Below are 12,020 nucleotides of genomic sequence, written 5' to 3'. Positions count from 1 at the left end.
AGTGGCTCATCCTGAGCCGGATGCCCATCGGCGAAAGGAAAGGGGGACACCCCATCAAGCGAAGGAGCAGGCATGACGGCTATGAAGACCGTTCTCGGCTTCCTCATCGGCGTGGCGCTCTACACCCTCGTGGACCGGGCGACCGGGCCGGAATGGACGGAATCGATTGATACCTTGACGGCGGGCTGGTCCATTGGGAATGCGTAGCCCTGAACCAGCCGCGAATCCAGGTACGGGTACGCATGTAGAGTTGGCAGGTGAAGTTGAAGGAAGCGCGTTCTTCACGGCGGAGGACATCGAGCGCCGGAGCCCCCTCCGCATCACGCACATGATCGCGGACGCCCCGGGGGTCCGCCTCGCGAACTGCGACATGTGGGGACACGGCTGCAAGCTGTACAGCACGACGCACTCGCGGGGGTTCTCGGACCAGGGCTGCAAGCTGAACATCTTCCTCGACGGCAACCTCGCCATCCGGGGGAGCAAGGAGCGCTGGAGCCTCACGTCGGGAGGCGGCACCGACATGAACCCTCGGGAATCGATCAACGATCTCGTCCTCCCGACCGAAATCGCCGGAATCGAGGTGTACACGGGCGGCGCGGCGCTCCCGGCCGAGTTCGGCGGTCACGACGCGCGCTGCGGCGCCGTGGCGATCTGGACGAAGTAGCTCTCGAGGTGGCGATACGGTGAATTGCTGCTGAATGCGTCTTAGCCGCCCGACAGCGGCGCGACCGGTAGGCCCCCAACGGATGTAAGGTTTCGCCCCCTCGTGTCATCTAAACAAATATGTCGGTATGTCTGGACACGAGGAATCATGGCAAGGGGACTCACGAGGAACGATCGAGACGCGCAGCGGAGTCGTTTCGAAGCCGTGGGATCGAGCCGCAAGTCCTGGGGAGAAACTGGTCATGGCTGGATTCGAGGTGTGTGAGGGCCTGTATCTCCTTCCGGCCAGGTTCGGGGGTCGCGATTCGCCCTGCGGCGCGGCTGACGACCGGAAGAATCCGTCGTGATCGAGGCGAATCGGGAAGGGCGGCTGGCCCGACGGGCCGCCGCCGGGGACCGCGAAGCGCTCCGCGCCCTGTACGAGGAGTACTCGGACATGGTGTTCGCGGTCGCGTACCGTCTCACGGACTCTTCGCCCGATGCGCGGGACGTGCTGCAGGACGTCTTCGTCTACCTGCCAACGGCCCTCAAGAGCTTCGACCAACGGAGTTCGCTCGGAACCTGGCTGCGCGTCGTCGCGACGCGCCAGGCGCTGCAGGCGATCCGGGCGCGCCAACGGCGTCGCGAGATTCCAATCGGCGATGACGTGCCGACCCGTCCCCCTCACGCACTGGACACCATCGCGCTCGAGCGAGCGTTGGCCACGCTCTCGGACAAGCTCAGGGCCGTGATCATTCTGAAGGAAATCGAAGGCTACTCGCACAAGGAAATAAGCAACTTTCTCGAGATTACGCCCACGGCGTCCGCGGCCCGACTCTGTCGAGCCCGGGCCTCGCTGCGGGCCACGCTAGGAGAACGATAGGCATGCATATCGACTATCCCACCCTCAGCGCTTTTGCCGACGGTGATCTCGACCCGGCGTCCTCGGCAGACGTGAGCGCGCACCTGCTCGCATGCGCGAAGTGCCAAGGGGAGGCCCAGTTCATTCGGGAGCTTGGGGATGGCCTCAGGGCCCTTCAGACTCCGTCGGCGCCACGCCACGCCTTCGACAGAATCTGGCCCGAAGATCGAGAGGCGGCACCCGTCTCCGAGCTGCGAACACACGGGCGTGAGCCCATGCAGCGAGGCTGGCGGATCGCCCTGGCGGCCGGTGTGGTGGGGCTCATGGCCGCCGCCTTCGTCTTGACCTTCGGTGCGGACCGCGCCATGGCGGGCGCGAGCGCGCTGACGCTCGAGCGGGCCGACGGCGGGGCGATGACGCTTCGCTACGAGACCATCTCCCCGCTGGGCGCGGAAACCAGCGTCCGGGCGCGGATCCGGTACTGGATCCCGGACTCGCTCCGGTTCGCGCAGAACGAAGGTCGTTTCAGCGAGATCGAACTCTCCCGGGAAGCTCCCGGGAGGTTCGAGGGCGTCGCCGACCTGCCGCCCGGCACCGTCTACGCGGTCGCTACGGTCGAGGACCGCGAAGGAACCTATCTCGATACTGATTTCGGTCGGTTCTGGGAGTATCTGGAGCCGGATGGACGGGGCCGCCCGACGCTTGACGCGCGCCGCTACCAGGTGCTGGCGGCGCTCGAACTCAATGCCGGAGCCGCGGCGATCGCCCAACGGGCTGCCGCGGAGTTCCCCGGGCAGCCGGAATTCTGGCTCTGGCTCCTCTCCTTCGAGCTTGCCGCGCTTCCGGCGGACTCGATCGACACCCTTCTGTCGACCCGCGAGGCGCGTCTCAGCGGGCTCGACCGGGCGGCCCGGGGCGGGAATCCGGGGCCGGTGGAGATCGATGCGCTCAGCCGCTACGCCAGACTTCTCGAGCGCCCCGACGTTGCGGACTACTGGTGGGGTGAGCTGAGGAAGCGCTATCCGCACCACGGTTCGGCTGCCCTGGTCCGCCTGCAGGAGATCTTTCTCTCCCAGGCCACGACCGAAGAAAAGCTGGCTGCACTCGAGGAGGATTGGGCGAGCGTCGGGGCACCGGCCACGGCGCAACTGGGATTGCGATACTCGTACGAATTGGCCGATCCGGTCCTCACGGAGGAATGGCTGCGCAAGCACGAGGCCAGTTCTTGGGCTCGGAGTCTGAGCTTTGGCACGGAAGTGGCGCGCAGCCTGATGGAGGTCCCCGCACTGTGGACGTTGGCCGAACGCTGGATCCTCGACCGCCTGTCCGACAGCCGGGACTGGGTCGGTCCCGAACGTCGGCTTGATCAGTCGCGCTACAACTTCGAAGCAGGGACGCGCCAGAGCCGGGCGAATCTTTACCTCTACCTGTCGCGCCTACGCCTTGATCGCGGCGATATCGCGGGTGGGATCGACGCCCTGGAGCGGTCGGTCGAAGAGACATGGAATCCACAGGTGTTCGCGCGTGCGGCCGAGATCCATCGTTCGCTCGGTTCCGACGCTCGCGCCGCCCAGTTGACTTCGCTCGCGCGGGTGGATCCGGTGGTCCCTTTGGAGCCGTATCTCTCCGACGAAGACAACGCGGCGCGGCGCACGCCGGCCGATGCCCAACTGGCTGCGGCGCGGGCGGCCATGCAGGAACGGGTCGTGGCGGGGCTCCTGAACGAATACGTCAACTTCGACGGAGGCCTGCGGACCGAAACCGGGGGCGAGACAGCCCTCGACCAGGCGGACGGTGCCGGTCGCGGCGTGACGCTCGTCCTCTACACGAGTCGGCCGGACTTCGTCCCCGATGAGGACTTCGCACTTCTGACCCTGAATGCCGAACGACTGAATTCGACCGGAGTGCGGACCGTTCTTGTAACCCAGCGGACGGATTCGTCGCCGGGGGACCGTCCAGAGATCGACGCCCAGTTCCTTCACGATCCGGACTACCGGGTCTGGGAAGAGCTTGGGGCATGGCGCACTCTGCAATACTTCGTCCTCGACCGTGGAGGCAGGCTTCGCCACCGCGGCGAGGAACTGGAAACGGCTCTCCGCATTTCACTCGTGCTCGCGATGTGACGCTTCACGTCTCCCCAGTTCAAACGAAACGGAAAGGAAACGAGCCATGACCGGAAGACGCTTGCTCGCAGCTGCCGTGATCGCGCTTGCCTTCGCCATCATCCCGATCACGCGCGACACCGAGGCGGCCGTCGGCCTGGGACTCTCGACGGCGTCGTGTGAGTCGGGCGACTGCGGCCACCGGACGATGCTGGACTGCTTTTGTGTCAAGCCACCGCTAACGAACCACGCACCACACTGCAAAGATGATGGCGTGCAATGAGCGCCCCGAGCATGGTATTGCGTCGCTGGGCGATCTGGTCACTCGCGACCGCTTCAATCTGGGCGTGCCGCTCCGGGGACGGGGCGGGGGATGCGAGTCACGAGCCGGAGGCCGCGCTCGCCGCCGAGAACCTGTTCTCGGACGATGCGCTGGGGTGGATCGTGGATCTCGCGCTCGTCGAGGACCGGGTCGTCGCGATCGACGCGATGCTCGAACCCAGCGTCCATGTCTTTGACCTGGACGGTCTGCGGCGCCTCGGTTCCTACGGGCGCCAGGGCGATGGCCCGGGGGAGTTCATGGATCCCGAGCAGATCGTGACCGGAGCCTCGACCTCGCCCGACGAGGTGTGGATTCTGGACGGCGCTCATCAGCGCCTGACCCAGTTGTCTCTGGACGAGATCGAGACGGGCGGCGTGGTCTCCCCTCACACGCTCCCCATGAACGGTCCCAACGCGGGGTCGCTCGTCCGCGTACCGGATGGTCGCTGGTTCGCCGGGGGCTGGGTCACGGGAGGCCGGGTCGCCCGCTACGACGCCGAGCGGAGTTTCGATCGCACCATCGTCGGCTTCCCGCCCGAAGCCGGTGAGGCGCCGGGCTCCACGCTCCTCCAGGCCTACGAGAGCCGGGTCGTGGCCGATCCCGCGGGTGATCGCCTGGCCGCCGCGACGCTCCTCGGAGGATTGCTGGAGATCTTCGACTCCGATGGCGAAGTGATCGCTCACGCGGCCGTGCCCGACCCCTTCCAGCCCTCGTGGGAGCAGGGAAGATCGCGGGAGGGCAGGGCCGTGATGTCGGTGGGCCCCGAGACGCGCTACGGGTTCACGGACCTGGCCGCGACGGATCGCCACCTGTACGGCCTCTTCTCCGGGGGGAGGGTGATGCAGGACGGGACGCCATGGGCCACGAAGGAGGTCCAGGTCTTCACGTGGGACGGCGAATACCTCACGACCCTGTACCTCGACAGGACCGCGGAGACCGTCGCGGTGGATGCCTCCGATACATGGCTGTACGCGAGCGGGCCCGAGCCGAGCCCGTGGGTGGCCCGTTACCGACTGCCCGCGCTCTAGCATGGGCCAGACGATTTCCTTCGCGGACTGGGTGGACTGGCTCGCGTTCGAACTGACGTTCGTCGAACTCTATGAGGCGGCATCTCCGTCGGTGAAGCGTGAAGTGACGGCGGCGGCGCTTCGGCTCGCCGAGGGTCTCCCCGAAGCCGACCGGGCCGCCTTCGTGTCGCAGGTCCCCAACTTCGACCGGGCGTTGAACATCTTCTCGGCGGAGGAGCGGATCAACTTCGATTCCCAGTTGTCCAGGGCTGTATCCGAGCTTGCCTATCACATCGCAACGCTCTACAAGCGTGGCAGGTGAGCGGTGAACTGATCCCGGGCTCCACGGGGTGCAACAGCAACATCCCTCCCGGGTCGTGCCCACCTCGCAACGGCGGGGGCTTCTCAACTAACCTCGGGGGGGGCGGGGTGGCCACGGTCCCCCATCTTCAGGGGCAGCTGTCAGGTGTAGTGGTCCCGGTTTCCTAGACAGATGGACGGCTTAACCATGAGAACTTCGAGTTCCGCAATCAGATCCCGCGGCTCTCCAAGGCCGATGCCCTGGGCACGCTGATCGAGAAGCTCACCTCGCCGGACATCAACCTGAGTCCGGAGCCCGTCATGAACACCGACGGCACGGTCCGGCTTCCCGGGCTCGACAACCACGGCATGGGCACGGTCTTCGAGGAGCTGATCCGGCGCTTCAACGAGGAGAACAACGAGGAGGCGGGCGAGCACTTCACACCGCGCGACGCCGTGGAGCTCATGGCGAAGCTGGTCTTCCTCCCGGTCGCCGACGAGATCGACGACGGCACCTATCTCCTCTACGACGGCGCGTGCGGGACCGGCGGCATGCTGACCGTGGGCGAGGACGTGCTGCAGCAGCTCGCGGAGGAGCGGGGCAAGCAGGTGTCCACGCACCTGTTCGGCCAGGAGATCAACGCCGAGACCTACGCCATCTGCAAGGCCGACCTCCTGCTGAAGGGGGAGGGAGAGGCCGCCGACAACATCATGGGCGGCCCGGAGTATTCCACGCTCTCCAACGACGCGTTCCCGTCGCGCGAGTTCGACTTCATGCTCTCCAACCCACCGTACGGGAAGAGCTGGAAGACCGACCTCGAGCGCATGGGCGGCAAGAAGGAGATGCGGGATCACCGGTTCGTGATCGAGCACGCGGACGATCCCGAGTACTCCCTGGTCACCCGCTCCAGCGACGGCCAGATGCTCTTCCTGGCCAACAAGCTCTCCAAGATGAAGCAGGGGACCCGGCTCGGAAGCCGCATCGCCGAGATCCACAACGGCAGTTCGCTCTTCACCGGCTCCGCGGGGCAGGGCGAGAGCAACATCCGCCGGTGGATCAGCGGAGTCCACATGGCGTGAAACACGGCAAGGAATCGTCTAAAGTCAACCTGGACTGCACGATCTGCCTTTCTTGCCGATTGACCAGACATGACCCCATCGTGTCAGGATAGCCGGAAATACTGAAACGATTGGCGGGAATCCCGAGCATCGTCATGTACCCCGGTCAGCGCCCTCACAACACGCAATCAGGACCGCGTCTCAAGCCCGGCCGCCTCCAGCCATCGTCCCTCGCAACACAAATCCGGCGAGCGACATGAGGCAATCCTGAGGTTGGCCACGCTCGCGTCAATGCCGCAATTGGCAACCGCCAATACGTCAAGAGCGTCCGGGAGCTCTGGCGCACATCCAGCGATCATTTTGCCGTCACGATCGTGATACTCAGCGGCCTCGCCGTTGGTCAGCAGCAGATTCACGGCGAGAACGTTCGGATGACGGTCACGGAGGCTGTTGCTATCCTGCTTGTTCGAGACCGCTTCCTTGAGCATCGTGGTGACGTGTTGTTCGGGAGAGCCCCACCGCCCCCGCGAACGCCGCCTTGTCTCGACCGTGTCGTCCGACTCGTTCGTTTCCCACTCCTCCTCGGCCACCTCGACCGCGCACTGGTCCTCGTAAACGATAGTGACGCACTTCGCCCTCGCTTCCTCGCGGCGAGATGCATCGCAATACGGTTCGAGCTTGTCATCCAAGAACTGGTCGGCCTTGGGCAAGGACATCCGCGAAAAAAGCGGATAGTCGTCCTGAACGCTCAGGCGGAGGATCTTCGAGAGACACTCCTGAAGGAAGTGCAACAGGTAATACGACTTCCGCATGACATAGCACTCCACATACCATCGTCGTCCGTCCACCTCGACCGAGAGATCGGGCCCGCCATCCGGCCCGCTCCAGGTCACGTTCCGGCCGACCGCCCGGAGCTTCGCGGCCACTTGCAGCTGCCAGAGAAGTGACCAATAGGTCGCGTACTCCCCGTTACTGAGCACCGACTCCTCGTTCTCCCAGTTCGGAAGCTCTGCGGCGCTGGCGAGCAGCTTGTCCAGATTGGCAAGGCATCCCTCACTCTCCGCGCTCCAAGTCCCCAGCCGCCAAGCCATGTAGTGGCAGTAGTACGGCGGGCTCTCCTCAGCCGCGCGGAGTACCTTCATCGAGAACGCTTTTCGGATTTCCGGGTAGCGCCCAAGACGCTGGTCGACCCGCTCCCAATCGATCAGCTTGTGGACGAAGTGCCTCGTCGGACTCTCGTGGCATGACCTGCGGTGCATCTCGTGAACCATGGGCTACGCCTCGGCAGCGACCATGATCGCCTCGCGGACTCTTCATGGCCTTCTCTCCGCTCACAAGTCGATCAACAAAATAGCACCATCGTCCTCGTAGCAATTGCCCCGGCCTGCTGGGCACTGCCGCTCCGCTCTTCCGTCCGCGCCGTGCCTAGATGTCACCTGTAGTGGTGCCGGTTTTCTGGACAGAGGGGCGACTTAAACCATCAGGCCGCCTTGCGGCTGAGTTCCTCGCGGGCGCGGGCCGGGGTCAGGTACCGGTGAGGAGCCGTTCGCCCGGCGTACCGGGGATTTGCCATGCTGGCAAGGCATCGCGCCAGTCGGTTTCCAAGATCCGAAACCGAGACCATCTGCACGGGGACTACGGGCCCGTCGTGGGAGTTTCCTTGGGAGTGTGTCGTACTTGCACGGGCAGCGCAAAAACTGAATTGAGCTTGCGGTCTCCGTAAAATACTATTGTATACTCACCTTCGCTGATGTCCTTTCGCGCAAACTCCATAGCGACGCTGGGGAAGTGTTGTTTTACTTCGTTCTCGAAGTGATCACTTGACGATTCTTTCCAAGCAACAACGTGCAGACTCTTCTCTGACCCGAGCGGTAGTTGTCCAAGCACAAGATGAGGCACCTTGCCCTGCAGTTTCTTTGCAGCATCTACGATCAAGAAGGCCACAACAACGGTTTTCTCATCGTGGCCCACGATCAGCAGTTCGTCCTTTTTCCTGATCGCACCAAGGTCCATATGTACCCCACCCGCCCACGGTGAAAATAAGAGACTGTACGACGCGATAGCTTCCCGCTCAAGCTCGGGCTCTTGCCATTCCTTGATAAATCGGCTGTCCTTCCCGAACTGCTTGGCCACTTCGGGCCTCAGGGAGATGTGCTGCTTTCCAGAGGCGTGAAAGCTCACCTTCTCCGCGTTTGGCACGTCGCGACAATACAGATATGCATCGCCCTTCTTGTTATTGTCCACTCCCCAACGGTGCGACAGCAAGCCATCGCTCCGTAACACCCGGAAATTAATCGGTCCTTCTGTCAAAGGGAGCTCGAAATCCTTCGTCTTGGGATGCAGGGAGAAGGCCGACATTTCATCGGTATCAAAGCATATCGGGCCGACGTGACCGATCTGATCCAGAAAACTACCCGTCTGGTCGAAGTGAATGAACACCGGGCCGGTAGGTGTCGTTGTCATGTCTTTCCCTCCAAGGTTTCGGGTTGCTGGCCGCGGCATGAAGCTGTAACCGCCACAGAGTACATGGCCGGGCGCGAGTGCGCGAGCGGGATCCACGCGGCGCTCTTGGCCGGGGGCGAGCGGGTGGGCCGCACAAACGGGTGGCGTGCCTGATGAGGGAGCTGGGCATCGAGGGCGTGATTCGCAGGCGCTTCAAGACGGGCACGACGAAGCGGGATGCCGGCGCCAAGGCCTCGCGGGACCGGGTGAACCGGGACTTCTCAGCCGAAGGTCCCGACCAGGTGACGCCGAGGTGGCCGCGATCATCGACAGCCTTCATGCGACGACGCGACTTGGGGAGAAGGGGTTGTGGGCCGCGAATCGAGCCCCGTGGGACAGAGGCGAGCGATTCGGTCAGTCACACAGGGCCTTCCCGACAGCATTTCGGGTCGCGGGTCACTCCCAAAGGTGACGGGTCATCGACCCGTCCACACCCTCCTGCTCCATCTCGACGTCAAGCAGGTTCCTCTGGGCTTGGGATGTATCGCCGGTTATTGTCGATCTGATACTGGAGGGCCTTCAGCGTAGCAGGCTTGATCTGGTGTCCTCTCACCCGTATGAATTCGGGAAGGTGTTCCGTTCGGCACTCAAAGGCCGACCATACCTGGCCGTTTCCCACAGCCCCCTCTGCAAGAGTCTGTGCTTCTTGGGCGGTCAAGAGCGGGAACAGCGGAACAAGGGGACGCATCCTGCGCTCGGCGCTCCGGAAGTCCCAAGCGTCCACCGCTATCTTGATCAATGCGGGCAAGAACGCTCGGGGCTCCTTCCGTGCGAGGGGTACTACAAGCAGTTCACGGGTAACGGCAACCTGTCAAGAGAGCACGTAACTCGTTGTGTCCCTTGGCTAATTGGCCTGCAAGCCTCTGAGATGCCCCCAGAGTTGCCCCAAACGTGCAGTTGCCTCCGACACGCTGTCAGCGACGCCTCGTTGCCCTTCCGGCGCTGGGCGCATGCGCGGAGCCCGTCGCCGAGGCTGCCGACGGCCAACCGGGTTCTCGTGTTCACTCCGAGCACTACGGGACCAACGCCCAGATGATTCCGGGATTCACCATTGAGAGAAGGAGGACAGAGGGATGAAGAATGTGATCGAACAGGAAACCCGTCGGCAAGTGCGCTTTCTGCGGCTGCCGGAGGTCCTGGCCCGGACGGGCCTGTCGCGGAGCACCATCTACGTGCGGCTGGACCAAGGGCGGTTCCCCCGGCCGGTCTCGCTGGGTGCTCGCGCGGTCGGCTGGATCGAGGCCGAGGTGGACGAGTGGATCCGGGAGCGGATCGACGAGAGCCGGGTCGCAGACTCCCGACCGAGGCCGTAGCCGTCGACCGCATCGCGAGGGGGAACTCGAACCGACTCTGACGACCGGGCGAGAACCGGGCCGCCAGCGGCCAGGTTGATCGTCGGCGCACCGTATCCTATCCTCTCCGTTCTCGAATCCTCAGGCTGTTACCAACCGGAATGGAGACCACTGTTGGCCCGATTCAAAGACGCGGAGCTGATCCTGCAGGCCGCCGAGCACTGGAAGACGCGGTGCCTCCTGGAACAGGAATCGCTCTTCACACAGCGATCCCTCTGGACACGCGAGAACTTCGAGGAATTCCGCCGATTGTATGTGGATCGGCCTATCGAGGGTCGAGAGTCGTTCCTATGGAAGCTGGAGCAACAGCTTGGCCCAGGGTCAAAGAGGATCGCTTGCCTTTGGGCGGAGATGGACTGGCTGTACCGGCTCATCGTGAGCCGCGCCGCGCAGGGACCCGAGAAGAAACGCGACAGCATTCGCCACATCTGGCAGTGGTCGGGGGAGGATTTCCCTGAGCAACACGACCTACTCAGCGATCGAGTGCTGGGGGCCGGAGTGCTACGTCCGGGCAGGGCATTCTATAGTCTCGCATGGAAGGAGTATCACTTCTTTGGACTCGCCATGCAGCATTGGTTCTCGCAGAATCTTGCCCGTAGCGGGCTGGCCAACGAGCCTTGGGAGTTCGCGTCGTGGCTGGATTCTACGGAAGCCGCAGGCAACCGCGCATTCCGGCACGCGCTGCTCTTCCTGCTTTTCCCCGACGAGTTTGAACCGATCGTCTCAAGCAGCGGCAAGAGAAAGATCGTAAAGAGACTCCCCCTTGGAGAACCTTTCGAGACTCCTAATCTGGTGGCCGTGGACCGAGCCCTGCTCAAGATCCGGCGACGCCTCGAAACCAAGTACGGCGATGCCGTGTTCCCGAAGGAGGAGATTCACTTCTACAGGTCTCCAGTTAAGGAGCTCTGGCAAGCCCCTCCAGAGCCGAAGCCACCTCCGCCGCTGCCTCCTCCTCCGCCTCTTGAGGAAAACGGAGATGACCCGAACGGAAAATACGGTATCGCGGACGCCCACCAAGACCTCTTCATCCCCCTCGACCGCCTGGAACGCCTCCTTGCTTCAATCAAGTTCCGCAAGAATCTCATCCTCCAAGGTCCCCCCGGGACCGGAAAGACCTTCATCGCCAACCGGATCGCGTGGTGCCTCGTCGGCCGAAGGGATGATGATCCCATCGAGATGATCCAGTTCCACCAGTCCTACGCGTACGAGGATTTCGTCGAAGGCTTCAGGCCCAACAAAGAGGGGAGCTTCGATCTGAAGCCGGGCGTCTTCCAGCGCTTCTGCGAACGTGCGCGAGCCAACCAAGAAACCCCTCACGTCTTCATCATTGACGAGATCAACCGCGGCAACCTCTCCCGGATCTTCGGCGAACTGCTCATGCTGATCGAGCGCGACAAGCGGAGCGAGAAGTACGCCGTCGCGCTGACCTATTCGGAGAAACGGTTCTACGTGCCCCCAAACGTCTTGATCCTCGGAATGATGAACACCGCCGACCGGTCCCTGGCTCTGGTCGACTACGCGCTTCGCAGACGATTTGCCTTTGAGACGCTGGAGCCGGCCTACCGGACCGACTACGGCAGGACGGCGTTCAAAGAGTATCTCGTCGAGGAAAAGGGCGCGGATCCCGAGCTAGTCGTCCGCATCTCTGAGCGGATGACCAAGCTCAACGAGACAATTCGCGACGACAAGGAACTTGGCCCCAGCTTCGAGATCGGCCACAGCTACTTCGTTCCAGACGACGGTGACGAGCCCTCGGAGGAATGGTACATGCACGTTGTTGACACCCAGATCGTTCCGCTTCTGCGCGAGTACTGGTTCGATGTGCCGGAGCGCGTCGAGAAGGCTGTGGCGGGTCTTACCGGCAACGCCTGA

General features: G+C 63.4%; 11 protein-coding genes and 1 pseudogene. 10 read left to right on the top strand and 2 right to left on the bottom strand.

The window, feature by feature from the left end; genetic code table 11:
* The first annotated feature begins 72 nt into the window (after positions 1–72).
* From ACOOHF_RS00445 to ACOOHF_RS00410, 8 genes and pseudogenes are all read left to right on the top strand, one after another.
* Positions 73–207, top strand: coding sequence for a hypothetical protein (locus ACOOHF_RS00445; RefSeq protein ID WP_419940961.1), 135 nt, complete (start codon positions 73–75; stop codon positions 205–207).
* A 43-nt stretch (positions 208–250) separates the two neighbouring features.
* Positions 251–664, top strand: a complete 414-nt coding sequence (locus ACOOHF_RS00440; RefSeq protein WP_420462947.1) for a hypothetical protein — start codon at positions 251–253, stop codon at positions 662–664.
* A 342-nt stretch (positions 665–1,006) separates the two neighbouring features.
* On the top strand, positions 1,007–1,525 hold the full coding sequence (locus tag ACOOHF_RS00435) for an RNA polymerase sigma factor (protein WP_420462946.1): 519 nt from the start codon (positions 1,007–1,009) through the stop codon (positions 1,523–1,525).
* 2 nt (positions 1,526–1,527) lie between these two features.
* The gene (locus ACOOHF_RS00430) at positions 1,528–3,627 is read left to right on the top strand and encodes an anti-sigma factor family protein (protein WP_420462945.1); all 2,100 of its coding nucleotides are present in this window, start codon (positions 1,528–1,530) and stop codon (positions 3,625–3,627) included.
* A 46-nt stretch (positions 3,628–3,673) separates the two neighbouring features.
* Entirely contained in the window at positions 3,674–3,889 is a 216-nt protein-coding gene (locus ACOOHF_RS00425) for a hypothetical protein (protein WP_420462944.1), read from the top strand.
* Entirely contained in the window at positions 3,886–4,956 is a 1,071-nt protein-coding gene (locus ACOOHF_RS00420) for a BF3164 family lipoprotein (RefSeq protein WP_420462943.1), read from the top strand. Before ACOOHF_RS00425 ends, ACOOHF_RS00420 begins: the two co-directional genes overlap by 4 nt.
* A 1-nt stretch (position 4,957) precedes the next feature.
* Entirely contained in the window at positions 4,958–5,257 is a 300-nt protein-coding gene (locus ACOOHF_RS00415; protein ID WP_420462942.1) for a hypothetical protein, read from the top strand.
* 188 nt (positions 5,258–5,445) lie between these two features.
* Positions 5,446–6,294 (top strand): annotated as a pseudogene (locus tag ACOOHF_RS00410) (HsdM family class I SAM-dependent methyltransferase); the annotation flags it as partial.
* Positions 6,295–6,482: 188 nt separating this feature from the next.
* On the opposite strand, the gene ACOOHF_RS00405 reads toward ACOOHF_RS00410, so the two are convergent.
* Entirely contained in the window at positions 6,483–7,565 is a 1,083-nt protein-coding gene (locus tag ACOOHF_RS00405) for a hypothetical protein (RefSeq protein WP_420462941.1), read from the bottom strand.
* A gap of 364 nt (positions 7,566–7,929) precedes the next feature.
* Positions 7,930–8,757 carry a hypothetical protein gene (locus tag ACOOHF_RS00400; RefSeq protein ID WP_420462940.1) on the bottom strand — a complete coding sequence of 276 codons (828 nt, stop codon included), beginning with the start codon at positions 8,755–8,757 and terminating at the stop codon, positions 7,930–7,932.
* 1,112 nt (positions 8,758–9,869) lie between these two features.
* On the opposite strand from ACOOHF_RS00400, the gene ACOOHF_RS00395 reads away from it, so the two are divergent.
* A complete protein-coding gene (locus ACOOHF_RS00395) occupies positions 9,870–10,109 on the top strand; it encodes a helix-turn-helix transcriptional regulator (RefSeq protein WP_420462939.1) in 240 nt (79 codons plus the stop codon).
* Positions 10,110–10,262: 153 nt separating this feature from the next.
* Positions 10,263–12,020, top strand: a complete 1,758-nt coding sequence (locus ACOOHF_RS00390) for an AAA family ATPase (RefSeq protein ID WP_420462938.1) — start codon at positions 10,263–10,265, stop codon at positions 12,018–12,020.

The sequence above is a fragment of the Candidatus Palauibacter sp. genome (genome assembly GCF_965216145.1).
Taxonomy (GTDB): Bacteria; Gemmatimonadota; Gemmatimonadetes; order Palauibacterales; family Palauibacteraceae; genus Palauibacter.
This window is presented reverse-complemented; position numbering and strand designations above follow the sequence as displayed.